Below are 26,259 nucleotides of genomic sequence, written 5' to 3'. Positions count from 1 at the left end.
TCAGGCCGCGGTGGGGTCGGGGAGCTCGCCCTGGCGACGCAGGCCGTGGGTGACGGCGTCCTGCAGGGCCTGCCAGGAGGCCGCGATGATGTTCTCGTCGACGCCGATGGTGTTCCAGCGCGACTGGCCGTCGCTGGTCTCGACCAGCACCCGGGTCACAGCGCCGGAACCATCCCGCCCGTCGAGGATGCGCACCTTGAAGTCGGTCAGGTCGACGTCCTTGAGGCCCGGGTATGCCTTCGCGAGTGCCTCGCGCAGCGCCTTGTCGAGCGCGTTGACCGGCCCGTTGCCCTCGGCCGCGGAGACGTGCCGCTCGCCGCCGGTGGTGAGCTTCACGGTCGCCTCGCTCACGATCTCGCCGTCCGGGCGCTRCTCGACGATGACCCGCCAGCTGTCCAGCGTGAAGTAGCGCTCGGCCCCGTACACCTCGTCGCGCAGCAGCAGCTCGAAGCTCGCCTCGGCGGCCTCGTAGGAGAAGCCGTTCGCCTCGCGCTCCTTGACCAGCTCGACGATCCGGCCGAGGGCCTCCTTCTCGCCGGAGAGGTCCAGGCCCAGCTCGCGGCCCTTGAGCTCGATGGTGGCCCTGCCCGCCAGCTCGGAGACCAGCATCCGCATGTCGTTGCCGACGACGGCCGGGTCGATGTGCTGGTACATGTCCGGGTCGATCTTGACAGCGCTGGCGTGCAGGCCGCCCTTGTGGGCGAAGGCGCTCGCGCCGACGTAGGGCCGGTGGGTGTCGGGCGTCGAGTTGGTGATCTCGTCGATGGCGTGCGAGACGCGGACCAGCTCGCGCAGCTGCCCGGTCGGCAGCACCGGCGTCGAGAGCTTCGTCTCCAGACCGGCGACGACGGTGAACAGGTTCGCGTTGCCGCAGCGCTCCCCGTAGCCGTTCGCCGCGCCCTGGACATGGGTGACGCCCGCCTGCACGGCCACCAGGCTGTTCGCGACGGCGCAGCCGGAGTCGTCGTGGCAGTGAATGCCCAGGCGCGCCCCAGTGCCGTCGATCACGGCACGCACGGTGTCGCCGATCTGGGTCGGCAGCATGCCGCCGTTGGTGTCGCAGAGGACGACGACGTCGGCGCCGGCCTCGGCGGCGGTGCGGACCACTTCCAGCGCGTAGGCGCCGTCGGCGTGGTAGCCGTCGAAGAAGTGCTCGGCGTCGACGAAGACCCGCTTGCCCTCGGCGCGCAGGTGGACGACCGTGTCACGGATCATCGCCAGGTTCTCGGCGGGCGTGGTGCGCAGCGCGCGCTCGACGTGCCGGCGGTCGGACTTGGCGACCAGGCAGACGACCGGGGTGCCGGCGTCGCGCAGCGCGGCCACCTGCGGGTCGTCGGCGGCGGTCCTGCTGGCGCGCCGGGTGGAGCCGAAGGCGGCGAGCCTGGCGTTGCGCAGGGTCAGCTCGGTCTGGGCTCGGCGGAAGAACTCCGCGTCCTTCGGGTTGGAGCCGGGCCAGCCGCCCTCGATGAAGCCGACACCGAGGTCGTCGAGGTGGCGGGCTACCGCCAGCTTGTCGGCGACGGAGAGCGAAAGCCCCTCCTGCTGCGTGCCGTCCCGCAGAGTCGTGTCGTAGATGTGCAGGGACTCGGGGTCATATGGCCGCACGCTGCGCCTCTCACGGTGTCTCGCCCACAGGCCTTGGTAGGTAACCCAGCCGCGTGGCCGCGCCTGCTCTGGYCGTGCCGCCTGTAGGCCTCCGGACGGGCACCTGGCGAGCCTGCTCGCGCGTCCCTCGGCCTGATTCCAGCGTAGGACCGCCGAAGGGCGAGGAGCATCGCGCCGGCCGGGGCCCGTAGTAATCCCTGGGACAGCGATCCATCGGCGACGCGAACGCGGACTCCCGCGCACGTCCGCTGAATGCCGACGGGACCGGTCGACCGCTCGTCGTGGCCGGTCCTGACGATGGCCGTCTCCCAGGGCTCGTCACGCGTCCGGCCCACTGGGGTCGGGTGGCCGGAGCGCGCGACGAAGACGGGTTCACCGCCGGGTGTCCACCTTACGGCGTAACACCCGCGACACGCGGCGACTGTGTCCCAGGTCGCCCCCGTTAACCTGCCCAGCTCAGCGCCGGTCTGTTATACGGAAAGCGCCCGGGCGTCAGACGGCCTCGGGAGCACTCCACCGTTGGAGCACTCCGCCTCTGGAGTACTCCGCCTCTGGAGTACTCCGCTCGCGCGGAATCCGACGAGCCCGGCCTAGCCCAGGGCATGCCTGAGCCCCGCGCGTCGCATCCAGCATCGCGCGGGGACACCAGTGCGTCCGTCTGGGCGGCCTAGTCGCCAGCGAAGCGACGGAGGCGTTCCAGCTGGAGAATGGTGATCGTCTGGCCCTCGGAGAGGATCCACGTACGGCGTTCGAACTCGCGCAGGGCCTGGTTGACCGACTGGCGGGAGCCGCCGAGCAGCGACGCGATCTCGGTCTGGGTGAGCCCCAGCTCGATGACCGGCCGGCCGGCCTCGCGCGTCCGCATCAACAGCAGCTTGGCGACCCGGCGTGGAAGATCCAGGAAGACCAGGTCCGCGTTGGCCCCGGTGAGCCGGCGCACGTGCGCGACCAGGGCGCGGATGAGCTGCTCGGCCACCGCCGGGCGCTCCTTGACGAGCTCCCAGACGGCGGTCCGGTCGAGCACCAGCGCGGTGCTGGGCTCGAGGGCCTCGACGCTCGCCGACCGGGTGCCCGGCTCGACGATGTTCAGTTCGCCAATGGTCTCTCGCGGGCCGTGGATGTTCAGCACGTGATCACGGCCGTCGTCGGCCTTCGTGAGCACCTTCAGCCGGCCTTGGGCCACCACCAGCAGGGTGTCCGCGGGCTCCCCCTCAGTGAAGACAACCTGGCCCCGCCGGTACCGGCGCGTCACCGCGCGGGCAGCAAGCCGCCGCAGGTCCTCCTCGTCAAGTTCCTTGAGCAGCGTGGTCGCCCGGAGCAGCGCGACCGCCTCGTCGTCGTCGAGCATGTGCGAGACGTTAGCGGCTTTCACCGGTCTCTTGCTGCCCACATCACGCAGAACACGCCTGAATCGGGTTTCTGACGGGTGCGGCGCCGTAAATGCGCCAACCTCGCGCCAAACAGGGGTGACGCCCGCCATCGCTAGGTAGCTACGCGTTGCTGGTTCCAGCAGYGCACAACGTCACGCATCGAGAGAACTCCCGCCACCGAACCACCTTCAGTCACCACAAGGTGGCGGAAGCCGCCCCGAAGCATGGCGTCGGCCGCGGTGTCGAGCGACCAGTCCGGGTCCGCGAACACAAGGTCACGAGTGAGGTGATCGGCGGAGACCTCCACGTCCGGGTCCTTGCCCGCGGCCAGCGCCAGCAGGATGTCCCGCTCGGTCAGGATGCCGTACCCCGCACCGTCGGTGTCGAGCACGACCGCCGCGCCGACCCCGCGCCCGGCCATCAGCCGCGACGCCTGCCGGAGGGTGTGCCCTGGGCCGATCATCAGCACCAACGCACTCATTCCATCCGAAACCCGCATGAGAACCTCCGACCGGACGGCGCTTGTGCGCTTGTGAAATCGGCTATGGAGGCAAGGTAAGGTCCGATCCGCGATCTGACCAGACCCCCGATTCCGCTCGGCGCGCCGCGGGCCACGGCGGGCTCACGGCGCCGCGGCGTCCCCGCCCTGCCCAGAGGTGCTATGGCATGGCCATCCGCGCGCCAACACACCCTCCAAAAGCGACGCGCCCCCGGCTGTCTCCAGCCGGGGGCGCGCGCGAAGCCGTCCGTTGTCACGCCCGTCAGGGCGCCCGTCTCACTCGCCGACGAGTTCGTTCCAGTCCTTGTAGCGGTCGAGCTGACCGGTGGTGGCCTGGTGGAAGATCTCGGCGATCTCGCGGGTGACGGGGCCGGGACGGCCGAGGCCGACCGGGCGGTCGTCGACCTCGGCGATCGGGACGATCTCGGCGGCCGTACCGGTGAAGAACGCCTCGTCGGCCAGGTAGATGTCGGTACGCACGATGTGCTTCTCGACCACGTCGTAGCCCTGGTCCGCGGCGATCTGCATGACGGAGGCCCGGGTGATGCCGCCGAGCGCGCCGTCGGTCAGCGGCGGGGTGACGAGGGTACGGCCGGTGACGATGAAGACGTTCTCGCCCGAGCCGTCCGCGATGTGGCCGGTCGGGCTCGTGAGGATCGCCTCGTCGTAGCCGCCCTTGATGGCCGCGACCTTCGCGAGCGACGAGTTGAGGTACTGGCCGGTGGCCTTCGCGGCCGGCGGGGTGATGTTGACGTCGTTGCGCCGCCAACTGGAGATGATGACCCGGCAGCCCTTCTCCAGCGCCTCCTCGCCCAGGTAGGCCCCCCACGGCCAGACGGCGATCATCGACTCGACCTTGGACGGCAGCGGGTTGAGCCCCATCTCGCCGTAGCCGAGGTAGATCAGCGGGCGGATGTAGCAGGACTGGATGTCGTTCGCCACGACGGTGTCCTTGGCCGCCTGGACGAACTGCTCCTGGGTGAAGTCCGGCTCCATCATGTAGATCTTGGCGCTGCGGTAGAGCCGGGCGATGTGGTCGGTCAGCCGGAAGACCGCGCTGCCCCGAGGGGTCTCGTACGCCCGGATGCCCTCGAACACCCCCCAGCCGTAGTGAAGGGTCGGGGTGAGGACGTGGATGCGGGCGTCGTCCCAGGCGACGAACTCCCCGTTCATCCAGATCTTTGACGTAGGCGTGATGGACACAGGCGTACTCCTCCGCAGGGCAGCGCGATCGGGCAGGCAGAAAAGTGACGTAACGGCCGAGCTTCGCCGTGGTCGGGCCCTGTCGGCTGCCGTCGTACCGGATCTACGGCTCTTTCGAGGATAGCTGTTCGACGTCCTAGTGAGGAGTCGCCGTGAATATCGGACGTCCATCGATCGGCGAGCGGGCCTTCCGGCCAGGTGAGCTCGTCCAGGTGAGCTCGTCCAGCGGAGCCCGACCTGGGGCGCGGCCTGGGGCCCGACGCCGGGACCGTCTGCCCGTCAGCGTCGCGAGGTGCCGAGCCGACGGGCAGACGATCCGCGGCCGAGGCTAGGCGGCAGACGTGGAGGCGGACGTGGAGCGCTCGGCCAGGTCCTCGCCGACCTCGCGGGTCGAGAGCGGCTGGCCGGAGGACGCGGCGCGGGCCGCGAGCGAGGCGGCGACCGCCTGCTCGACGCGGGCCGCCTCGGCGGTGAGGCCGAGATGGTCGAGCAGCATCGCGACCGAGGCGACGGTGGCGGTCGGGTCGGCGACGCCCTTGCCTGCGATGTCCGGGGCGCTGCCGTGGACCGGCTCGAACATGCTCGGGTGCGCGCCGGAGGGGTCAAGGTTGCCGCTGGCCGCGAGCCCGATGCCGCCGGTGATCGCGGCTCCGATGTCGGTGATGATGTCGCCGAACAGGTTGTCGGTGACGATCACGTCGAACCGGCCCGGGTTGGTGATGAAGAACATGCTCGCCGCGTCGGCGTGCTGGTAGTCGACGCTGATCTCGGGGAACTCCGGCGCGACCTCGGCCACGGTCCGCGACCACAGGTCGCCGGCCTTCGTGAGCACGTTGTTCTTGTGGACGAGGGTGAGCTTGCGCCGCGGGCGGCGCTGCGCCCGGCGGAACGCGTCGCGCACGACCCGCTCGACGCCGAACCGGGTGTTGATGCTCTCCTCGGTCGCGATCTCCTGTGGGGTGCCCTTGCGCAGCACACCCCCGGCGCCGGCGTACGGCCCCTCGGTGCCCTCCCGGACGACGACCATGTCGATCGTCGGGTCGCCGGCCAGCGGCGAGGTCACCCCCGGGTACAGCTTCACCGGGCGCAGGTTGACGTGGTGGTCGAGCTCGAACCGCAGGCGCAGCAGCAGGCCGCGCTCCAGCACGCCGGAGGGCACGCCCGGGTCGCCGACGGCGCCGAGAAGGATCGCGTCATGCCCGCGGAGCTCCTCGAGCACCGAGTCGGGCAGCGTCTCGCCGGTCTCCCGCCAACGGCGCGCACCGAGGTCGTACTCGGTGGTCTCCACCTTGTCGTGCACCGCCCGGAGGACCCGCAGGCCCTCCGCGACCACCTCCGGGCCGATCCCGTCACCACCGATAACCGCAAGCTTCATGGCTGTTCAGCCTATCCGCCGGCCAGCGAACCCCCTCGGGACGCCGAGCGCCGACCCAGGCCGGGCCACCTGAGACCTTGACCACGGAAAGCATCCAACCGCACACGGCTGAGCGCCCCGCTGCCGCGTCCAGCAGCCGGACCGGGTCCCCGGACTGCCCCTACTCCCGACCCAGCCAGGTCGCCCGCCCCGCACACACCCGCTCCAACTCCAAACCGTGTCGGATCAGCAAGCCTCTAGGCTTGCTGATCCGACACAGTCACCCATGGCCTGTGCGGAGTGTGTCGGATGGGCAAGCCTCTAGGCTTGCCCATCCGACACGGTTGGGGTTCGCCGGCTCAGCCCGCGGTGGGGGGAACCGCCGCGCGGGTGCGGGCGGCGCGGTTCACGGCGCTCACGACGGCGCGCAGGGAGGCCATCACGATGTTCGGGTCGACGCCCACGCCCCAGTAGACCCGGCCGCCGGTGGCGTCCTCGACCTGGACCTCCAGGTAGGCGGCGGCGCGGGCGTCGGCACCGGCGCCGATCGCGTGCTCGTGGTAGTCGTGCACCTTGACCGTCACGCCCCTGGTCGACAGCGCGTCGACGAACGCGTCGATCGGCCCGTTGCCGATGCCTGTGAGCACCTTCTCGGCGCCGTCCTGGCGAACCGAGACGTTCACCTCATCACGCGCCCCCTCGCCGGCCGACGTCGTGAACCGGACGATCTCCAGCGCTGGGTGACCCGCGCTGGAGTCCAGGAAGTACTCCTCGCGGAACATGTCCCACAGCTCGGAGGCGGTGACCTCGCCGCCCTCGCCGTCGGTGTGCCGCTGCACGGCCTGGGAGAACTCGATCTGCAGCCGGCGCGGCAGGTCCAGCCCGTGCTCGGACTTCAGCAGGTAGGCGACGCCGCCCTTGCCCGACTGGCTGTTGACCCGGATGACGGCCTCATAGGTGCGGCCTACGTCCATCGGGTCGATCGGCAGGTACGGAACCTCCCAGACCCGCTGGCCGGTCCGCCCCATCGCCTCGAAGCCCTTCTTGATGGCGTCCTGGTGGGAGCCGGAGAAGGCCGTGTAGACGAGGTCGCCGCCGTAGGGGTGCCGCGGGTGCACGGGCAGCTGGTTGCAGTACTCGACGGTCCGGCGGATCTCGTCGATCTCGGAGAAGTCGATCATCGGGTCGACGCCCTGGGAGAACAGGTTCATCCCCAGCGTCACCAGGCAGACGTTGCCGGTGCGCTCGCCGTTGCCGAACAGGCAGCCCTCGATCCGGTCGGCGCCGGCCAGCACACCCTGCTCCGCGGCGGCGACCGCGCAGCCGCGGTCGTTGTGCGGGTGCAGCGACAGCACCACCGCGTCGCGCCGGGTCAGGTTGCGGCCCATCCACTCGATCTGGTCGGCGTACACGTTCGGCGTCGACATCTCGACGGTGGCCGGCAGGTTCAGGACGACCGGGCGGTCCGCCGTCGGCTCCCAGACGTCCATCACGGCCTCGCAGACCTCGACGGCGTAGTCGAGCTCGGTACCGGTGAACGACTCGGGGCTGTACTGCCAGCGCAGGTCGGTGCGGTCGTCCAGCAGCTTCTCGGCGTACTGGACGGTCCAGCGGGCGCCCTGGACGGCGATCTCCGTGATGCCGGCCCGGTCCTGGCCGAAGACGACGCGCCGCTGCAGCGTGGACGTCGAGTTGTACAGGTGCAGCAGCGCGCGGCGGGAGCCGACCAGGGACTGCACGGTCCGCTCGATCAGCTCCTCGCGGGCCTGGGTCAGCACCTGGATGGTGACGTCATCGGGGATCAGGTCGCTCTCGACCAGCTGGCGGATGAAGTCGAAGTCCGTCTGGCTCGCGGCCGGGAAGCCGACCTCGATCTCCTTGTAGCCCATCCCGACCAGCAGCTCGAACATCTTCAGCTTGCGTTCGGGCGTCATCGGGTCGACCAGCGCCTGGTTGCCGTCGCGCAGGTCGACGCTGCACCACATCGGCGCCTTCGTGATCTGGGCGTTCGGCCACGTCCGGTCCGGCAGCGCGACCGGCTGGAACGGCCGGTACTTGTCGATGGGCATGCCAGACGGGACCTGCGGGTTGTTGATCACTGCATCTGCTTCCTGTCGGGGCCCTCAGCTGTGAGGGCCACCCGGAGTGCGGCGGGAGGCTCCGCGCCCCGCCTTCGAACGCATCGCGCCGGACCTGCGGTCTGGGCGGAACAGAAGCGCGGGGGGAGCCTGGTTCGAGGCCGTGACGTGGCTGGGTGTGCGCGAGCAGACTCCGCGACGGGGAAGCCAGCCGGAAAAAGTCAGGCCCCGCCGCGGCAGCTAAGGAGCAGGCCGCCAAGCCGTAGCCGCGGAAGCGGCGACGGCTGCAGGACAAGAAGCGAGGCAGACATCGCATCAACACAGTACCCCAGTCACCCGGGCGGCGATCTGGTGTGGCCAAGGTCCCAGAACGAAGACGACTCACGACGGTGACTTGACGCGCACCGCGATCGTCCGCCAAGGTAGGCGGGTGCGTCTGACCCTCCTTGTACGCGGAGAGCGTGCGTAGTCACCCGTCCCAGCCGGTCTGGGACAGACTCGTACGCAGCCCCTCAGTGCCCTCRGCACGGGGGGCTTTTTAGTGCCCTCAGCGACATCAAGGACGCAGAAGCCCCCCGGCGCCCAGGCCGCGGCGCCCGCCCCACCCCCGGCCAACGTCAAGGAAGACGGCAGATGACTAGAGAGATCACCGGAGCCCAGTCGCTCGTCCATTCCCTGGAAGCGGTCGGGGCCGACGTTGTCTTTGGCATCCCGGGCGGGGCGATCCTGCCCGCCTACGACCCGCTGTACGACTCGACGCGGGTCCGGCACATCCTCGTCCGCCACGAGCAGGGCGCCGGGCATGCCGCGGAGGGCTACGCGCAGGCCACGGGCAAGGTCGGCGTCTGCATGGCCACCTCCGGCCCCGGGGCGACGAACCTGGTGACCCCGATCGCCGACGCCTACATGGACTCGGTGCCGATCGTCGCCATCACCGGCCAGGTCGCCCGCGCCGCGATCGGGACGGACGCCTTCCAGGAGGCGGACATCTGCGGCATCACGATGCCGATCACGAAACACAACTTCCTCGTCCAGTCCGCGGACGACATCCCGCGCACGATCGCCGAGGCGTTCCACCTGGCGTCCACCGGCCGGCCGGGCCCCGTGCTCGTCGACCTGCCGAAGGACGTCATGCAGTCGCTCACGTCGGTGCTGCCGCACGAGGTGTGGCCGCCGTCGCTCGACCTGCCCGGCTACCGGCCGGTGACCCGCCCGCACGCCAAGCAGGTGCGCGAGGCGGCCAAGATGATCAGCGCGTCGCGCCGGCCCGTGCTCTACGTGGGTGGCGGGGTGCTCAGGTCCCGCGCCGCCGCGGAGCTGCGCATCCTCGCCGAGCTGACCGGTATCCCGGTGGTCACCACGCTGATGGCGAGGGGCGCGTTCCCCGACTCGCACCACCTGCACCTGGGCATGCCCGGCATGCACGGCTCGGTGGCGGCCGTCACCGCGCTGCAGAAGGCCGACCTGCTGATCGCGCTGGGCACCCGGTTCGACGACCGGGTCACCGGCAAGCTGTCGACGTTCGCCCCACACGCGCGGATCATCCACGCCGACATCGACCCGGCCGAGATCGGCAAGAACCGCGCCGCCGACGTGCCGATCGTCGGTGACTGCCGGGAGGTCGTCGCCGACCTGATCGGCGCGCTGCAGGCAGAGACCCGCCCCGACCTGGGCGGCTGGTGGGAGCAGCTGAACAGGTGGCGCGGCACCTACCCGCTCGGCTACGCGGAGCCCGCGGACGGCTCGCTCGCGCCGCAGTACGTCATCCAGCGGATCGGGCAGATCGCCGGCCCGGACGCCGTGTACACCGCCGGCGTCGGCCAGCACCAGATGTGGGCCGCCCAGTTCATCTCGTACGAGAACCCGTACACGTTCCTGAACTCCGGCGGCGCCGGGACGATGGGCTACGCGGTGCCGGCGGCGATGGGCGCCAAGGTCGGCCGTCCCGACACGACCGTGTGGGCGATCGACGGCGACGGCTGCTTCCAGATGACCAACCAGGAGCTCGCGACCTGCGCGCTGGAGGGCATCCCGATCAAGGTCGCCGTCATCAACAACGGGGCGCTCGGCATGGTCCGCCAGTGGCAGACCCTGTTCTACGACCAGCGCTACTCGAACACCGACCTCGGCACCCACCCGGCCAGCTCCCGCACCGGAGTGAAGCGCGTCCCTGACTTCGTCCGGCTCGCCGAGGCGCTCGGCTGCGTCGGGCTGCGCTGCGAGACGGCCGCCGACGTCGACAGCACGATCGAGAAGGCGATGGCGATCGACGACGCGCCGGTGGTCATCGACTTCGTCGTCCACCCCGACGCGATGGTGTGGCCGATGGTCGCCGCCGGCTCGAGCAACGACGACATCAGGGTCGCCCGCGACATCGCCCCCGACTTCGACTACAGCGGCGACGCCGAAGTGAACCTGTGACTGCGTCTCTGGTTCGCTCCGTGCGGGCACGGCGCTACGGCGCCTTACTCGCTTCGCTCCCAAGGGACCTCCGCGCCGTGTCCTCCTCCGCTCACGGGCGCTCCGGCGACCTCGCCGCGGCCCGACCCACCTCGCTTCGCTCCGGGGACGGGCCTCCGCGAGGCGCGCCTCCGCACCCAGCGGGGTCACCTGCCGCTGAACGTCACCCATTCACAGACAGCCCGCGCGGGTCCCTTCGAAAGGCGCAGACGCCGTGAGCAGCCACACGTTGTCCGTTCTCGTCGAGAACAAGCCCGGGGTTCTGGCCAGGGTGGCCAGCCTGTTCTCCCGGCGCGGTTTCAACATCGAGTCGCTGGCCGTCGGGCCGACCGAGCACAGCGACGTCTCCCGGATGACGATCGTCGTCGCCGTCGACGAGCTGCCGCTGGAGCAGGTGACCAAGCAGCTCAACAAGCTCGTCAACGTGCTGAAGATCGTCGAGATGGACTCGGACGTCTCGGTCCAGCGCGAGCTGCTGCTCGTCAAGGTGCGTGCCGACGCGGCCGCGCGCTCGCAGGTGCTCGAGCTCATCGGCCTGTTCCGCGCCAAGGTCGTCGACGTCGCCTCCGACGCCGTCACCGTCGAGGCGACGGGCACCCGTGACAAGCTGGACGCGCTGGTCCGGGTCCTGGAGCCCTTCGGGATCAAGGAGCTGGTCCAGTCCGGGATGGTCGCGCTCGGTCGAGGCTCCCGCTCGATCACCGACCGCAGCCTGCGCGCCCTGGAGAGAACCGCCTAGGCGACGCCTCCCTACCCACCAGGGCCGGGTCTGCGATCATGCCGGTCGCAGACGTCCAGCGCTGGAAGCACCGAACCCGTGCGCGTATACGGCAGTCGCACTGGTATCACGAACACGCAACGAGGAGATTCGCCCACGATGGTCGAGATCTACTACGACGAAGACGCCAACCTGGAGGACCTCGCCGACCGTAAGGTCGCGATCATCGGGTACGGCAGCCAGGGCCACGCGCACGCGCTGAACCTGCGGGACTCGGGCATCGACGTCCGCGTCGGCCTGCCGGAGACCAGCAAGAGCCGCGCGAAGGCCGAGGAGGAGGGCCTGCGGGTCGTCACCCCGTTCGAGGCCGCCGCCGAGGCGGACATCATCATGATCCTCGCGCCCGACACGGCGCACCGCAAGATCTACGCCGAGTCGATCCTGCCCAACCTCAAGGCGGGCGACGCGCTGGCCTTCGGCCACGGCTTCAACATCCGCTACAACCTGATCACCCCGCCCGAGGGCGTGGACGTCTTCATGATCGCCCCCAAGGGCCCCGGTCACCTGGTCCGCCGGGTGTTCCAGGAGGGCAAGGGCGTGCCCTGCCTCGTCGCGGTCGAGACCGACGCGACCGGCAAGGCCCTGGCGACCGCGCTCGCCTACGCCAAGGGCATCGGCGGCACCCGCGCCGGCACGCTGCGCACCACCTTCACCGAGGAGACCGAGACCGACCTCTTCGGCGAGCAGGCGGTGCTCTGCGGCGGCGCGTCCGCGCTGGTCCAGGCCGGGTTCGAGACCCTCGTCGAGGCCGGCTACCAGCCGGAGATCGCGTACTTCGAGTGCCTGCACGAGCTCAAGCTCATCGTCGACCTCATGTACGAGGGCGGCATCTCGCAGATGCGCTACTCGATCTCCGACACCGCCGAGTACGGCGATGTCACCCGCGGGCCGCGGGTGGTCACCCCCGCGGTCAAGGGCGAGATGCGCAAGATCCTCGACGAGATCCAGGACGGCACCTTCGCGCGCGAGTGGGTCGCCGAGGACGACGCGGGCCGCCAGAACTTCACCAAGCTCGTCGAGGAGGGCAAGACCCACCAGATCGAGAAGGTCGGCTCCAAGCTCCGCTCGATGATGTCCTGGATCACCAAGTGAGGTCTGGCGGGCGGAATCGGCGCTCCGCGCCTCCCCGCCGCCAGCCCATCGGGCGCTGAGCGCCCTCCCAGCTGGTCCCGGATATATGTTATGTACTTGGCCTGATCCACCTGGTGATGGCCCGACGAGGTGGCGGTTGGCGCCTGCGCCAATGCGCCGTCACCAGTCTCTGGCTGGGTCGCGCGAACCGGCACCGGACCGTCGTCGGGTACCGCCAGGATGATCGGCCACGTAGCGCCGCCCATGGGTCGTTTGGTGACAGCTGGTTGGCTGCCACCAAACGGCCCATGTCCGTTAGGGCGGGTGTGGCGCGGATCACCCGATAGGCTCTAGGCCGCCGGGGGCGCATGCCGAGGTCGCCGGGACGGCGGCCGCTGGCGTGTGCTCGCGATGGCCGCCGTGCGCTCTGTCACCGCGGGCCTCCAGCGACGCGGAAGAACATGATCGCGCCGCCTTCGGCTCGGTGCTCTCGATGAGGAGATCCCAGTGCCCGTCGTACTCGTGGCCGAGGAGCTTTCGCCGGCCGGTCTGGAAGTGCTGTCCGGGGACTTCGAGGTCCGCCATGTGGACGGCGCCGACCGGTCCGTGCTGCTGCCCGCGCTCGCCGACGTGGACGCGGTGATCATCCGGTCGGCCACGAGGATCGACGCCGAGGCGCTGGCCGCCGCGCCCAGGCTCAAGGTCGTCGCCCGCGCCGGCATCGGCCTCGACAACGTCGACATCCCGGCCGCGACGACCCGGGGCGTCATGGTCGTCAACGCGCCGCTGTCGAACATCGTCAGCGCCGCCGAGCACGCCATCGCGCTGCTGCTCGCCGTCGCCCGCCGGGTACCGGCAGCCGACAAGTCGCTGCAGAACGGCGAGTGGAAGCGTTCGAAGTACACCGGCGTGGAGCTGACCGAGAAGATCGCCGGCATCGTCGGCCTGGGCCGGATCGGCCAGCTGGTCGCGCAGCGGCTCGCGGCGTTCGGCATGCAGCTGGTCGCCTACGACCCCTACCTCGCGCCGGCCAGGGCCGCGCAGATGGGTGCTCGCCTCGTCGACCTCGACGAGCTGTTGCGGATCAGCGACGTGATCACGATTCACCTGCCAAAGACCCCGGAGACCCTCGGGCTCATCGGCGCGGACGAGCTGGCGAGGACCAAGCGGGGCGTGATCGTCATCAACGCGGCCCGGGGCGGGCTGGTCGACGAGCGGGCGCTCGCCGAGGCGGTGCGGTCGAAACAGGTCGGTGGCGTCGGCGTCGACGTCTTCCTCAAGGAGCCCACCACCTCCTCGCCGCTGTTCGGGCTGGAGAACGTCGTCGTCACCCCGCATCTCGGCGCCTCGACGAACGAGGCGCAGGAGAAGGCGGGCCTCGCGGTCGCGCGCTCGGTGAGCCTTGCCCTGCGGGGCGAGTTCGTGCCGGACGCGGTCAACGTCCAGGCCGGTGGCGTGGTGGCCGAGGGCGTCCGGCCCGGTCTGCCGCTGGCGGAGAAGCTCGGGCAGGTGTTCACCGGCATCGCCGGGGGCCTGCCGGAGAACCTGACCGTCGAGGTCCGCGGCGAGATCACGGAGCTCGATGTCTCCGTGCTGCAGCTGGCCGCTCTCAAGGGCGTGTTCGCCGACGTCGTCGAGGAGCAGGTCACGTACGTGAACGCCCCGCTGCTCGCCAAGGAGCGCCATCTCGAGGTCGGGCTCGAGACGCACCGCGAGAGCCCCGATTACCGCAACCTGGTGACGCTGCGGGGCGCGCTGTCGGACGGCACGGTGGTCTCGGTCTCGGGGACGCTCGTGGGCACCCGGCAGGTCGAGAAGATCACCGCGATCGACGCGTTCGAGGTGGATCTGCGGCCCGAGGCGCACCTGGCGTTCTTCCAGTACGAGGACCGGCCGGGCATCGTCGGGGCCGTCGGCGAGCTGCTGGGAGACGCGGGTATCAACATCGCGAACGCCCAGGTCAGCCGCCTGGAGGCGGGCGGGCAGGCGCTGATGTCACTGTCCCTGGACGACGCCGTCCCGGCCGACATCCTGCAGGAGATCGCCAGGATCATCGGCGCTCCGTACGCTCGGGCCGTCAGCGTCACCGTCGGCCACTAGGCAGGCACCACCTCCCGCCTCCTTCCCGGCGCCTTCCCGCCGCTCCCGCCGCTTCCCCGAACATACGGAGGCTGACAGGCACCGACGGCTGGTCGCATGTCGCGGGACGCGCGGAAGCGGCCTGCGACGGAACTGCACCGAACGTCGTCACCGCGCTACGAGGCGTCGACTTTCGTGCCCGATGAGCCCAAATCACGCATGCCGGCGACCGGCGACCATGGGGCATTCGTTGTGGTCTGTACGGTCGTTGAGAGAAAGACCATCGAGATGGGCCGGCGCGGGTTTACCGTTGCTCYCATGGCGTTGCCGGAGCGGGAGCCCGCGGAGCACCGGGATCCCTTCGAGAACCTGCATCTGGATGATGGTTTCGTCCGGGCTGCCCGGTTCATCGAGCCGTCCGCGGCCGAGCGCGGCCGGGCGGCTGACCGGCGGGATCCCGGGCGCTGTCAGGTCGTGCCGGCGAGCCGCCGTCTGCCGGCGGGCATGCACCGGATGGTCTGGGCGCCACGGCCGGGGTTCCGCCGCCGCCGGGCCACGCGCGTCGTCGCCTTCCTCGCCGTGCTCGCCGGCGTGATCAGCATCGTCGTCGCGCTGCGGCACAGCAACAGCCGGGCGGGCACCACCGCGGCCTCGGCCTCGCCCCCGGGCACCGCTCGCGCGAACCCCACCGCGTCGGCGCCGCTCGCGCCGCACACCGCCGGCGGGGTGCTCGCCCCACCGGCCCTGTTGGCGTCGTTGCGGGTCGGCGACTGCGTGAACTGGGACCCGGCCAGCACGGCGGGTGCCGAGAGCGCCAAGGTCGTTCCCTGCGGCCAGACACACCGCGTCGAAGTCATCAAGCTGGTCAACCTGAGGGGCCTACCCGGCGTATGGCCGGGTCTGGACGACCTGGACGGCCTGGTGCAGTCCAGCTGCGGCGACGCGTTCAACGACTACGTGAGTCACGTGTCGCCGGGKCGTTCCCCTGTCTCCGGTCGCGCGCAGCCTKGCGCCTCCCCTGTCTCCGGCGCGCTGGCGCCCAGTTCCGACGCCTGGGACAAGGGCGAGAAGACGCTGGCCTGTACCGCGCAGCTCCCCGGGCTGACGTCGCTGATCGACCAGCTCGGTGCCGTCGCCACACCGGCCTGACACCCACACCCACGGCCACGGGCCGACGACGCCAGCCAGCCGTCTCGGCTGGCTGGGCTGACTAGCCGGCTATCTGGCTATCTGGCTGACATCACCCTAAGTAGCCATCTCTCGTGTCCGCTCGGATACCTCGCGACAATGCGCGACGGGAGATCCACACCGTCGATCCGACCGCGGCGCGTCGCCCCTCGTCATCGCGACGGTGCTGAGCAAGCCCCTACCAGCGACTCACCACGAGCGGCCGGAGAGCCGCAGCGAGCAGCCGGTACGGCATCCCTCACCATCAGCCCGGCACGACAGGCGCAGGATGGCTACGCAGCGTAAGGTACGGCCGTCGGAACCCCAGTGACAGCACCTGGGGAATTGTCGCAGACACGGACGGTCGCATAGATCGGGGGGTGGCGCCGTGCCACTGACTCCAGGCGGTTTCACGGCCATGCCAGGCCGGCGTCGCCGCGGGTCGCGGCGCGGGGTCGCCCTCGCGGCGGCCCTCGTCGTTCTGCTCGGCGCCGGAGCCGGCGGCGGCTACCTCTGGAAGGTCCAACGGGACGACGCGGCCGCGGACCGGGCCGTTCGGGACGCCGCCCTGGCCTACCTCGCCGCGTGGCGCTCGATCGACAAGTCCGCCCCCCCGCCCGTGACGCCCAACGTCGGAGGCGGCGGCGTGCCGGGCCGCGACACGCCGGCTCCGCCGAGCCCGCCCGGCCAGCCCGCCACCTCGTCGGTGGCGCCCGCCTCGCTGGTCCTGCCCGCCGCGGCCGCCCCGGGGGCGAACCCACCCGAGGAGGACGCCACCCGCGGCGGCCAGGGCCCTGGCGCCGGCCAGGCGGCGATCACCGCCGTGACCGTCCCGGGCGACGTCGACGTCCCGACGCTCATCGCGGCGATGGCCGACATGCGCGACCGGCTGCGGCTGACCGACGCGGCGTTCACCCTCGGGGACGCTCACCGCGCCGGCACCACCGCGACCGTCCCCTACACGGCTGCCCTGCGCCTCGCCGGCGAGGCCGCTCCCTGGCCGTACTCCGGCAAGCTGTCGCTGGCGAAGACCGCCGCCGGGTGGAAGGTCCAGGCGCTGCTCGGCTCCGTGCACCCGCAGCTCGCGCCGGGCCTGCACTTCGACCGGACCGGGTCGACGGCCCGCCGCGGCGAGCTCCTCGACCGCGCCGGCCAGCCGCTGGCGACAGATCCGGAGCTCGCCGGCAACCTACTCGGCCAGGTGTCCCCGCCGACCGGCCTGCAGCGCGCCTACGACGACCGGCTCGCGGCGAGCGGCGGCCAGGTCGTGCTGCGTGACGCGCGGGGCGCCGTCGCGGCGACGCCCTACAGCTGGACGATGGCCAACGGCGACAAGATCCGCACCACCGTCGACCTCGGGGTGCAGCGGGCGGCGGAACAGGCGCTGGCCACGTCGCGTTGGCCGGCCGGCGCGCTGGTCGCGATCGACGTCCGCACCGGCGGCATCCTGGCCGCGGCCAACCATCCCCTCAACGGCTACGGGCGGGCGCTGCGCGGCACCTACCCGCCCGGCTCCACCTTCAAGATCGTGACGGCGACCGCGGCGCTGATGAACGGCCGCGACCGGAACACCATGCTGGACTGCTCCGAGACGGCCTCGGCGGGAGGGCGCAACTTCTCCAACGCCGAGAACGAGAAGCTCGGGCCAGAGACGCTGCGCGACGCGTTCGCGCGCAGCTGCAACACCGCCTTCATCAACCTGGCTGGCTCGCTGCCACCGGAAGCGCTCGCCCAGGCGGCCCGGCTGTACGGCTTCGACGGAACCCCGCCGCTGCCGATCGCGAGCGTCGGCGGCATCTTCCCCACGCCGAAGGACGCCGCGGAGACGGCGTCCGCGTCGATCGGCCAGGGCCGGGTGGCGGCCTCCCCGATGCAGATGGCCAGCGTCGCCGCGGCCGTGGCCAGCGGCACCTGGCGCGCGCCGTTCGTCGTCGGTGGCCCCACCCGGACGAACCAGCTTCCGCCGAAGATCCTGCCGGATCTGCGCGCGTTCATGCGGGGAGTGGTCACCGACGGGACCGCGGCGGGCGTGCCGTTCCCCGGCGAGGTCTTCGGCAAGACCGGCACCGCCGAGTACACCGACGGCAACCCGCCGCCGACCCACGCCTGGTTCGTCGGCTACCGCGGCCCGGTCGCCTTCGCGGTCCTCATCGAGAACGGCGGCTTCGGCGCCGAGTCCGCCGCCCCCGTCGCCGCCGCCTTCCTGAGTGCCCTCGACGGCAACCTCCCCGCCCCGGCCACCACCTCGAGCACGAGCCCGGCGCCCGCGGACGCCGCCGCGGCGCCGCGGGGCTGACCGGGACGCGCGCTACCCAGCCAGGCCCTCCAGCCGTCGCCATGCCGTCGCCGGGCCGTCGCCGGGCCGTCGCCGGGCCGTCGCCGGGCCGTCGCCGGGCCGTCGCCGTTCGGAGGCTCGCCGGCGTGAGACCGGCCGGTCCCGTCAGCGGGCGGGGCCGGCCGGGAGGATCTGGCGGAGCGGGGGGCGCTGGTAGTGGGCGGGGCGCCGGGCCCACTCGCGCGGGTAGCCGAGCGAGACCTCCTCGAAGGGGACGCCGTCGTAGACCGTGCTGCGGGGAATGTGCAGATGGCCGTAGACGACGGCGGCGGCGCGGAAGCGCACGTGCCAGTCGGCGGTCAGCTCGGTTCCGCACCACTGGGCGAACTCCGGGTAGCGCAGTACCCTGGTTGGCTCCCGGACCAGCGGGAAGTGGTTGACCAGCACCGTCGGCGGCCCGTCCGCCGGGAGTTCGGCGAGCCGCTTCTCGGTCTGYGCGACGCGGGCCCGGCACCAGTCGTCGAGGGTCGGGAACGGGTCCGGATGCAGCAGGAACTCGTCGGAGCAGACGACACCGGTGGAATGGGCGTAGGCGAGCGCCTCGGCCTTCGTCGACGTGCCCTCGGGGCGGAACGTGTAGTCGTAGAGCAGAAACATCGGCGCGATGACCGCCGGCCCGCCGGGGCCGTCCCAGACCGGGTACGGGTCCTCGGGGGTGAGCACACCCAGCTCTCGGCAGATGTCGACGAGGTGCCAGTAGCGGGCGACGCCGCGCAGCTGGACCGGGTCACGCTTGGGCGTCCACAGCTCGTGGTTGCCCGGCACCCAGACCACCTGGGCGAACCTGCTCGCGAGCAGCGCCAGCGCCCAGCGGATCTCGTCCACGAAGTCGGCGACGTCACCGACGACGAGCAGCCAGTCCTCGTCTCCGGCGGGTCGCATCGCCTCGACGATGGCCCGATTGTCCGGGTATCGGATGTGTAGATCGCTCGTGGCGTAGAGCGTCCGGGTCGAGGCGGCCATTTGAGTTCATGCTCCCATATGTGGCACGCTCCGACGCCCCACGATGATCGAGATCACCTCTGTCGGAGCGGCTGGGCGGCGCCCCGCGCTGGCGACAGCCCGCGGTCACGGACCGCGCTCAGTCGCACACGGCTGTACGCGCCGCCGAAACCCCAACGACACCACTCCCAGGGTGCCCGCCCCACCATCGCCGGCGCCCCGCTCCGCCCCCCTCCCCCAGAAGCCAAACCGTGGCACCTCACCAACCCTATGAACTCACCCATCCGACACACTCGCGCCTAGGCTCGGGGAAGTGTGTCGGATGGGTGAGTCCATGGACTTGCCCATCCGACACGATCCAGCCGATCAGGCGCCGCCCAGGCGTTCCAGGAGGAGGGATCGGACCGTCGCGGCGTCGGCCTTGCCCTTCATCGCCTTCATGATGGCGCCGACCAGCGGGCCGACGGCGTTGAGCTTGCCGGCGCGGACCTTGTCGGCGATGTCGGGGGCGGCGGCGATCGCCGTGTCGACGGCGGCGGACAGCGCCGAGTCGTCGGTGACGACCGCGAGACCACGGGCGGCGACGACCTGGTCCGGGTCGCCCTCGCCGGCGAGCACCCCGTCGATCACCTTGCGGGCCAGGGCGTCGGTGAGGCTGCCCTCGGTGATCAGCTCGATGATCCGGGCCACCTGCACCGGCTGGATCGCGAGCTCCGCGGGGGTGACGTTGGAGTCGGCGGCGCGTCGGGCCAGCTCGTTGAGCCACCACTTGCGGGCGGCCGGGGCCGACGCGCCGGCGGCGATCGTCTGCTCGACGAGGTCGAGCGCGCCGGCGTTGCGCAGGTCCACCAGGTCACGGTCGGAGAAGCCGTGCTCGGCGATCAGCCGGGCGCGCCGCTGCGACGGCAGCTCCGGCAGAGACGCGCGGACCGCCTCGACGTACTCCCGGGACAGGGCCAGCGGGGTGAGGTCGGGCTCGGGGAAGTACCGGTAGTCGGTCGCCTCCTCCTTCGAGCGGCCGGACGACGTGCGGCCGGCGGCCTCATCGAAGTGGCGGGTCTCCTGGATGATCCGCTCGCCGGCGTCGAGCCGCCCGGCCTGCCGGACGATCTCGGAGCGGATGGCGCGCTCGACGGAACGCAGAGAGTTGAGGTTCTTCGTCTCACTGCGGGTCCCGAACGGCTTCTCCGCCTCCCCCGGGCCGACCCGGAGGCGCAGCGACACGTTCGCGTCGCAGCGCAGCGAGCCCTGCTCCATCCGGACGTCGGAGACGGCGAGCGCGCGGCACAGCTCGCGCAGCTCCTCGACGTAGGCGCGCGCCACCTCGGGCGTGCGGATGTCCGGCTCCGTGACGATCTCGACGAGCGGGATGCCGGCCCGGTTGTAGTCGACCAGCGAGTGGGTCGCCCCGTGGATGCGCCCGGTCGCGCCGCCGACGTGCAGCGACTTGCCGGTGTCCTCCTCCAGGTGAACCCGGGTGATGCCGACCCGGTGCACCTCGCCGTCGACCTCCACCGCCAGCCACCCGTCCRTGCACAGCGGCTCGTCGTACTGGCTGATCTGGAAGTTCTTCGGCATGTCCGGGTAGAAGTAGTTCTTCCTGGCGAACCGGCACCAGGTGGCGATCTGGCAGTTCAGCGCCAGCCCGATCATCACGGCGAACCGGATCGCCGCCTCGTTGACGACCGGCAGCGCGCCGGGTAGGCCGAGGCAGACCGGGCAGACCTGGCTGTTCGGCGGCGCGCCGAACCCGGTCGCGCAGCCGCAGAACATCTTCGACGCGGTGCCGAGCTCGACGTGCGTCTCCAGGCCGATCACCGGCTCGTAGCGGGCGAACGCGTCCTCGTAGGACGGGGCGGCAATGACGGCGGCCGGGGTGCTCACCTGGACTCCTCGACGTCTGATGTGTCGGTCTTGACGGCCGTGTCGGGGTCGGCAGCGGCGGCGGTGGGCTGGCCCGGCTCGACGTCCTCGCCCTCGCCTGGACCCGGGCCCGGCATGAAGCCGGAACCGGCGCCCGACCCCGGGCGCCGCGAACGGGTGTCACGGAAATGGACGCGGGTGAGGAAGATCGCGGCGAGCAGCCCGACCGTTCCCCACACCAGCAGGATCGGGCTCTTCGCGAGCCCACCGAGAACGAGCACGATGACGGTGAGGACCCACACCGCGATCAGCAGCGTCCGGTCCTGCCGCGTGCTGCGCAGCTTGACCATGGCGGTTGTCCTTCCGGGTGGTACGGCCCTAGAGGGCGGGGGCGGCGTCCAGGAGGGGGTGGCCGCGGCGGGCGTCGAGGGCGGCTTCCAGCGTGCCACCGACCTGGTAGAGGCGGTCGTCGGCGAAGGCCGGGGCCATGATCTGGAAACCGACCGGCAGCCCCTCGGACAGGCCGGCCGGCACGCTCATCGCCGGGACGCCCGCGAGGTTCGCCGGAATCGTGCAGAGGTCGTTGAGGTACATCGCGATCGGGTCGTCGGCCTTGGCGCCGATCGGGAACGCGACCGTCGGCGTGGTCGGCGACACCAGGACGTCCACCCGCTCGAAGGCCGCGGCGAAGTCACGGCTGATCAGCGTGCGCACCTTCTGCGCCTGGCCGTAGTAGGCGTCGTAGTACCCGCTCGACAGGGCGTAGGTGCCGAGGATGACCCGGCGCTTGACCTCGGGACCGAAGCCGGCCTCGCGGGTACGGCTCATGACCTCCTCGGCGCCGGCCTCGCCGTCGTCCCCGGCCCGCAGGCCGAAGCGCATCGCGTCGAACCGGGCCAGGTTGGACGAGCACTCGCTGGGCGCGATCAGGTAGTAGGCCGGCAACGCGTAGTCGAAGTGCGGGCAGCTCACCTCGACGATCTCGGCGCCCAGCTGGGCGAGCAGCGCGACCGCCTCGTCGAAGCGGGCCTGCACCCCCGGCTCGTAGCCCTCGCCGGACAGCTCGCGCACGACGCCGATCCGCATGCCGAGTACCTCGCGGCGGGCCGCGGCCTCGACGACCGGCGGGATCGGCACGTCGACGCTGGTCGAGTCCATCGGGTCGTGCCCGGCGATCGCGGCGTGCAGCAGGGCCGCGTCGGTGACGGTGCGGGCGAGCGGGCCGGCCTGGTCGAGCGAGCTGGAGAACGCCACCAGGCCGTAACGGCTCACCCCGCCGTAGGTCGGCTTCACCCCGACGAGACCGGTCACGGCGGCCGGCTGGCGGATCGAGCCGCCCGTGTCGGTGCCGATCGCGAGTGGCGCCTCGAACGCGGCGACGGCGGCCGACGAGCCGCCGGAGCTGCCGCCCGGGATGCGGGCGAGGTCCCACGGGTTGCGGGTCGGGCCGTAGGCGGAGTTCTCGGTGGACGAGCCCATCGCGAACTCGTCCATGTTCGCCTTGCCGAGGATCACGACGTCGGCGGCGCGCAGCCGTGCCGTCACGGTCGCGTCGTACGGCGGGTACCAGCCCTGGAGGATCCTGCTGCCGCACGTCGTCGGCATTCCCTTGGCGGTGAGCACGTCCTTGAGCGCGAGCGGGACGCCCGCGAGCGGGCCGAGCCGCTCGCCGGCGGCACGGCGGGCGTCGATCCCGGCCGCGGTGGTGAGCGCGCCCTCGGCGTCGACGTGCAGGAAGGCGTGGACGGCGTCGTCGACCTTGGCGACCCGGTCGAGCGCCGCCTGGGTGGCCTCGACGGCGGACAGCTCGCCGGCCGCGATCGCGGCCGCGGTCTCGGCGGCGGTGAACCGGACGACGTCGGCGGGGGCGTCGGTCATGGGTGCTGTCGGTCCTTCACATGTCTACGAGCCCAACGGCCCGCGAAAATGATCTTTCTTCGCGGGCCCGGAGGCTGCTGTCCTGAAGTCTGGTGGCATCGGCTGTGCTGGCATCAGGCTGTGCGGCCCGCCGCGGGGCGCGCCTCGCGGTTCATGGCCGCCTCCGCCCGACGGCCGGCGCCATGGGCGGCTGGCCGGCGCGATACTCGGCGGTCGGCGACGACGCCTGGTGGTCGGCGATGGGAAGTGGCCCTCTCGGGGACCCGTTCCCGTTCACCGCGAGCGGCCATGGTCGGCGTGGCGCCCGAGGCCGGGGCGGAAGGCTCACTCGTCCGGGTCGAGGATGCGGGGTACCCGGAAACGGTCGTCCTCGGCGGCGGGAGCGGCGGCCAGCGCCTCGTCGACCGAAAGCGACGGGCGGGTCACGTCGGCCCGGAAGACGTTGGTCAGCGGCACGGCGTGGCTGGTCGGTGGGATGTCGGCCGCGGCGACCTCGGTCACCCGGGCGACCGCGGCCAGGATCTGGTCCAGCTGAGGGGCCAGCGCGTCGAGCTCGGCGTCGGACAGCGACATCCGCGACAGGCGGGCGAGGTGCGCGACCTCGTCCCGGGTGATGGCCATGGCGGTAGGCCCCCTCATCGGCGGCGGGCGCGAGCCCACCGATTATCAGCTGCGGCGGGCGCGGTGCCCACCGATTTCCTCACCGTCCGCGGTCGCCGGACCTGGCCCCGGTTGGCCCGCGCGGCGGCGGCGAGCCCGGTCTGGCGGCCGACGCGGCGCGGCGCGCCGGGCCTGGTCTGCCCTGGGTAACCGGTCGAGCCCGGCCACGACCAGCCACGACCGGCGATCCGGACCATCCCGGCCTCGATGGCCGCGACGGGCTCGATCGGCGACGACCAGCGACGCCACGGCGTGTCCGCGTGTCGGTGTGATGTCATCGTACGGGTCGGCGGGCGGCCCCCGGCGCAGCCCGTCCGCTGGCGTGGGACCGACCGGGTGTCGGACGTCCTCCCCGGCCAGGGTGACCACCGCGACACCGCGACCCGCCCTCCGCTACGCGCTGATACCGGGCCGGCCGAGCCACGGCACGGGACACGGAGGAAAACCCCCTGATGTCACCGGAGTGTCACGCCGGTCGGGAATGCTCACGTCATGTCGTACCTTCTTCGCCTGCTGCTGCCCGACCGACCCGGTGCGCTGGGGGCCGTCGCGACAGCGCTCGGGCGGGTCGGGATCGACATCGCCAGCCTCGCGGTCGTCGAGCGGTCTCCGGACGGCGCGGTGGACGACCTGCTGGTGCTGCTGCCGCCGGGCGGCCTCGCGGACAGCGTGCTGACGGCCGCCCAGTCGGTGCCGGGCGTCCGGGTGGAGTCGCTGCGCCCCTACCTCGCCGGCGGAGGCGGGGTCAGCGACGACCTGGACCTCGTGGACGCGCTCACCGACCGTCCCCAGGACGCCCCCGCCGTACTGGCCGAGCTGGCCGCGGGCGTCTTCCACGCCGACTGGGCGATGTTGCTCGAGCTGGTGGCTCCGGGCGACATGCGTATCAGGGAGGCCTCCGTCGGCGCCCCCAAGCTCGGCGTCGACGACTACGCCAGCCCGCCGCGCGCGACCCGGCCGGTGCCCTGGCTGCCGCTCGCCGAGGCGCGTGAGATCGATCCGGCCGAGGGCGGCCTCCCGGACCGCTGGGCCGACCGCGGCATGGAGCTGGCCGCCGCCCCGGTCGGCTGCCCCGAACTGGTCATCCTCATCGGCCGCCCCGGCGGCCCGAAGTTCCGTTCCTCCGAGATAGCCCGCCTGGCCCACCTCGCCGGCATCACCGCGTCCCTGTCCCGCCGCTCCACGCACTAGCGGATCATTTCGTCTCGGTCGCCCTCGGCCCGCTGATCTCCGGTGCGGCCGCGCGCTGGCCTCAGGGGCGCGGGCGATGCACCGTAGCGAATGTCGCAGTCGTGCCCTGAGGGGGAGCCACCATGCCGAACCCAGCCGAGACGGAGAACTTGGACGTCGTGATCATCGGGGCCGGCGTGTCAGGCATCGGAGCCGGTCACTATCTGCGGACCATGCACCCCGCCAAGCGCTTCGCGATCCTGGAGGCCCGCGCTTCCCTGGGGGGAACGTGGGACCTCTTTCGTTATCCCGGCATCCGCTCCGACTCGGACCTGCACACCTTCGGCTACGAGTTCAAGCCGTGGCTGGACGAGGAGTCGATCGCCGACGCGCCGCGCATCCTCGACTACCTGCGCGAGGCGGCGGACGAGAACGGCCTCGGGCCCCGCATCCGGTATCACCACCGCGTCGTGCGGGCCGCGTGGTCCTCACAGGCGGCTCGCTGGACCGTGCGGGCCGAGCGCCGCACCGCCCCGGACGGGCCGGCCGAGCTCGTGTCGTTCCGCGCCCGCTGGATCTTCGCCGCCACCGGGTACTACCGGTACGACGAGGGCCACACCCCGGTCTTCGAGTGCCGGGAGCGGTTCGCGGGTGAGATCGTCCACCCGCAGGCCTGGCCCGAGGACCTCGACTACGCGGACCGGCGCGTCGTGGTGATCGGGAGCGGTGCCACGGCGGTCACACTGGTGCCGGCGCTGCTCCAGGGCGACGGCGCGGCCGCGCACGTGACCATGCTCCAGCGCACGCCCACGTACATCCTGCCCGTGCCCCGCGTGGACAGGACCGCGATCCGTCTCCGCAAGATCTTCGGAGAGAGGCGTGGCCACGCGCTCACCCGGCGCAAGAACATCGCCCGGCAGCACCTGCTCTGGACCTTGTCCCAGAAGTACCCGGCCATCGCGCGGCGCCTGATCCGTTATCTCAACCGCAGGGCGCTGCCACCGGGCTTCGACCTCGACACGCATCTCAACCCGCCGTACAACCCCTGGGACCAGCGGCTGTGCGTGGCGCCCAACCGCGACCTCTTCCGGGCGCTCGCGGCCGGGAAGGCCACGATGGTGACGGACCAGATCGTGTCGTTCACCGAGACKGGCATTCTCCTGCGGTCGGGCGAGGAACTGCCCGCGGACATCATCGTGACCGCGACAGGTCTCAACATCCAGGTCCTCGKCGGCGCCCAGCTCGAGGTCGACGGAAAACCGATCTCGTTCCGCGAGACGGTCGTATACCGAGGGCTGATGCTCAGCGGCGTCCCCAACCTCGCGCTCGCCGTCGGCTACACGAACTCGTCGTGGACCCTGAAGATCGGCCTGCTGTGCGAGTACTTCTGCCGGCTGCTCACCCACATGGACGAGCACGGCTTCGACACCGCCCGCGCCGTCGCGGACCCCGAGATGACCACCCGCCCACTGCTGGACTTCGGCGCGGGATACGTGCTACGCGCGCTCGACAGCTTGCCGCGCCAGGGACCGCGCGCTCCGTGGGTGATGTCCAGCAGCTACCACGACGACAGGAAGCTGATCCGCCGCGGGCCGCTCGCCGACGAGCAGCTCCAGTTCACGCGCGCCGCCGCGGACACCACGGCCGACAGCCCCGCGCGGAGCACAGGGGCTGGCGGCCCCGCGAAGGGCGGACCGGCCGCCAGCTCCGCGTAGGGCAGCCAGGCTGTCAGCGCCAGCGCCAGCGC

At 71.6% G+C, this 26,259-nt stretch carries 19 protein-coding genes; 8 read left to right on the top strand and 11 right to left on the bottom strand.

Annotated features, from left to right (window positions below; translation table 11 throughout):
* The 6 genes from cimA to leuA form a co-directional block, all read right to left on the bottom strand.
* A complete protein-coding gene (gene cimA / locus BL253_RS10090; protein WP_076815765.1) occupies nt 1-1,605 on the bottom strand; it encodes a citramalate synthase in 1,605 nt (534 codons plus the stop codon).
* 667 nt (nt 1,606-2,272) lie between these two features.
* Nucleotides 2,273-2,977, bottom strand: coding sequence for a Crp/Fnr family transcriptional regulator (locus BL253_RS10085; protein WP_338013702.1), 705 nt, complete (start codon nt 2,975-2,977; stop codon nt 2,273-2,275).
* A gap of 110 nt (nt 2,978-3,087) precedes the next feature.
* On the bottom strand, nt 3,088-3,474 hold the full coding sequence (locus BL253_RS10080; RefSeq protein ID WP_076815762.1) for a CBS domain-containing protein: 387 nt from the start codon (nt 3,472-3,474) through the stop codon (nt 3,088-3,090).
* 276 nt (nt 3,475-3,750) lie between these two features.
* Nucleotides 3,751-4,677 carry a branched-chain-amino-acid transaminase gene (gene ilvE, locus BL253_RS10075; RefSeq protein WP_076815760.1) on the bottom strand — a complete coding sequence of 309 codons (927 nt, stop codon included), beginning with the start codon at nt 4,675-4,677 and terminating at the stop codon, nt 3,751-3,753.
* A 328-nt stretch (nt 4,678-5,005) separates the two neighbouring features.
* Entirely contained in the window at nt 5,006-6,052 is a 1,047-nt protein-coding gene (locus tag BL253_RS10070; RefSeq protein WP_076815758.1) for a 3-isopropylmalate dehydrogenase, read from the bottom strand.
* A 338-nt stretch (nt 6,053-6,390) separates the two neighbouring features.
* The gene (leuA, locus tag BL253_RS10065) at nt 6,391-8,100 is read right to left on the bottom strand and encodes a 2-isopropylmalate synthase (RefSeq protein WP_076815982.1); all 1,710 of its coding nucleotides are present in this window, start codon (nt 8,098-8,100) and stop codon (nt 6,391-6,393) included.
* Nucleotides 8,101-8,664: 564 nt separating this feature from the next.
* Here leuA and BL253_RS10060 point away from each other — a divergent pair.
* The 6 genes from BL253_RS10060 to BL253_RS10035 all read left to right on the top strand — a co-directional run bounded on the left by BL253_RS10060 (nt 8,665) and on the right by BL253_RS10035 (nt 17,960).
* Entirely contained in the window at nt 8,665-10,530 is a 1,866-nt protein-coding gene (locus BL253_RS10060; RefSeq protein ID WP_081438189.1) for an acetolactate synthase large subunit, read from the top strand.
* Nucleotides 10,531-10,783: 253 nt separating this feature from the next.
* The gene (ilvN, locus tag BL253_RS10055) at nt 10,784-11,308 is read left to right on the top strand and encodes an acetolactate synthase small subunit (protein WP_076815754.1); all 525 of its coding nucleotides are present in this window, start codon (nt 10,784-10,786) and stop codon (nt 11,306-11,308) included.
* Nucleotides 11,309-11,446: 138 nt separating this feature from the next.
* On the top strand, nt 11,447-12,439 hold the full coding sequence (ilvC, locus tag BL253_RS10050; RefSeq protein WP_076815752.1) for a ketol-acid reductoisomerase: 993 nt from the start codon (nt 11,447-11,449) through the stop codon (nt 12,437-12,439).
* A 486-nt stretch (nt 12,440-12,925) separates the two neighbouring features.
* The gene (gene serA, locus BL253_RS10045; protein WP_076815750.1) at nt 12,926-14,518 is read left to right on the top strand and encodes a phosphoglycerate dehydrogenase; all 1,593 of its coding nucleotides are present in this window, start codon (nt 12,926-12,928) and stop codon (nt 14,516-14,518) included.
* Nucleotides 14,519-14,815: 297 nt separating this feature from the next.
* The gene (locus BL253_RS10040; protein ID WP_241834679.1) at nt 14,816-15,646 is read left to right on the top strand and encodes a septum formation family protein; all 831 of its coding nucleotides are present in this window, start codon (nt 14,816-14,818) and stop codon (nt 15,644-15,646) included.
* Nucleotides 15,647-16,082: 436 nt separating this feature from the next.
* Nucleotides 16,083-17,960: a penicillin-binding transpeptidase domain-containing protein gene (locus tag BL253_RS10035; protein ID WP_076815748.1), complete on the top strand. Its 1,878-nt coding sequence runs from the start codon at nt 16,083-16,085 to the stop codon at nt 17,958-17,960.
* Between the two features lie 144 nt (nt 17,961-18,104).
* Here the strand turns inward: BL253_RS10035 and BL253_RS10030 are convergent, their stop codons facing one another.
* From BL253_RS10030 to gatC, 5 genes are all read right to left on the bottom strand, one after another.
* The gene (locus tag BL253_RS10030) at nt 18,105-18,962 is read right to left on the bottom strand and encodes a metallophosphoesterase family protein (protein ID WP_076815746.1); all 858 of its coding nucleotides are present in this window, start codon (nt 18,960-18,962) and stop codon (nt 18,105-18,107) included.
* 345 nt (nt 18,963-19,307) lie between these two features.
* On the bottom strand, nt 19,308-20,825 hold the full coding sequence (gene gatB / locus BL253_RS10025; protein ID WP_076815744.1) for an Asp-tRNA(Asn)/Glu-tRNA(Gln) amidotransferase subunit GatB: 1,518 nt from the start codon (nt 20,823-20,825) through the stop codon (nt 19,308-19,310).
* The gene (locus tag BL253_RS10020) at nt 20,822-21,154 is read right to left on the bottom strand and encodes a hypothetical protein (protein WP_076815742.1); all 333 of its coding nucleotides are present in this window, start codon (nt 21,152-21,154) and stop codon (nt 20,822-20,824) included. The genes gatB and BL253_RS10020 overlap by 4 nt, the downstream gene beginning before the upstream one ends.
* Before the next feature lie 28 nt (nt 21,155-21,182).
* Nucleotides 21,183-22,682, bottom strand: a complete 1,500-nt coding sequence (gene gatA / locus BL253_RS10015) for an Asp-tRNA(Asn)/Glu-tRNA(Gln) amidotransferase subunit GatA (protein ID WP_076815740.1) — start codon at nt 22,680-22,682, stop codon at nt 21,183-21,185.
* Between the two features lie 324 nt (nt 22,683-23,006).
* Nucleotides 23,007-23,303 carry an Asp-tRNA(Asn)/Glu-tRNA(Gln) amidotransferase subunit GatC gene (gene gatC, locus BL253_RS10010; RefSeq protein ID WP_076815738.1) on the bottom strand — a complete coding sequence of 99 codons (297 nt, stop codon included), beginning with the start codon at nt 23,301-23,303 and terminating at the stop codon, nt 23,007-23,009.
* 531 nt (nt 23,304-23,834) lie between these two features.
* Between gatC and BL253_RS10005 the strand changes: the two genes are divergently transcribed.
* Together BL253_RS10005 and BL253_RS10000 are read left to right on the top strand one after the other, a co-directional pair.
* On the top strand, nt 23,835-24,533 hold the full coding sequence (locus BL253_RS10005; protein WP_076815736.1) for an ACT domain-containing protein: 699 nt from the start codon (nt 23,835-23,837) through the stop codon (nt 24,531-24,533).
* A 122-nt stretch (nt 24,534-24,655) separates the two neighbouring features.
* A complete protein-coding gene (locus tag BL253_RS10000; RefSeq protein WP_241834678.1) occupies nt 24,656-26,227 on the top strand; it encodes a flavin-containing monooxygenase in 1,572 nt (523 codons plus the stop codon).
* Nucleotides 26,228-26,259 lie beyond the last annotated feature (32 nt).

The organism is Pseudofrankia asymbiotica, from assembly GCF_001983105.1.
GTDB lineage: Bacteria > Actinomycetota > Actinomycetes > Frankiales > Frankiaceae > Pseudofrankia > Pseudofrankia asymbiotica.
The sequence above is the reverse complement of the archived record's forward strand: the minus strand, read 5'-3'. Positions and strand labels throughout refer to the sequence as shown.

Coding starts and splice junctions, on each gene's coding strand:
- BL253_RS10070 (WP_076815758.1), bottom strand. CDS start 6,052: ATGAAGCTTGCGGTTATCGGTGGTGACGGGATCGGCCCGGAGGTGGTC.
- leuA (WP_076815982.1), bottom strand. CDS start 8,100: ATGCCCATCGACAAGTACCGGCCGTTCCAGCCGGTCGCGCTGCCGGAC.
- ilvC (WP_076815752.1), top strand. CDS start 11,447: ATGGTCGAGATCTACTACGACGAAGACGCCAACCTGGAGGACCTCGCC.
- BL253_RS10035 (WP_076815748.1), top strand. CDS start 16,083: ATGCCAGGCCGGCGTCGCCGCGGGTCGCGGCGCGGGGTCGCCCTCGCG.
- BL253_RS10020 (WP_076815742.1), bottom strand. CDS start 21,154: ATGGTCAAGCTGCGCAGCACGCGGCAGGACCGGACGCTGCTGATCGCG.
- gatA (WP_076815740.1), bottom strand. CDS start 22,682: ATGACCGACGCCCCCGCCGACGTCGTCCGGTTCACCGCCGCCGAGACC.
- gatC (WP_076815738.1), bottom strand. CDS start 23,303: ATGGCCATCACCCGGGACGAGGTCGCGCACCTCGCCCGCCTGTCGCGG.
- BL253_RS10005 (WP_076815736.1), top strand. CDS start 23,835: ATGTCGTACCTTCTTCGCCTGCTGCTGCCCGACCGACCCGGTGCGCTG.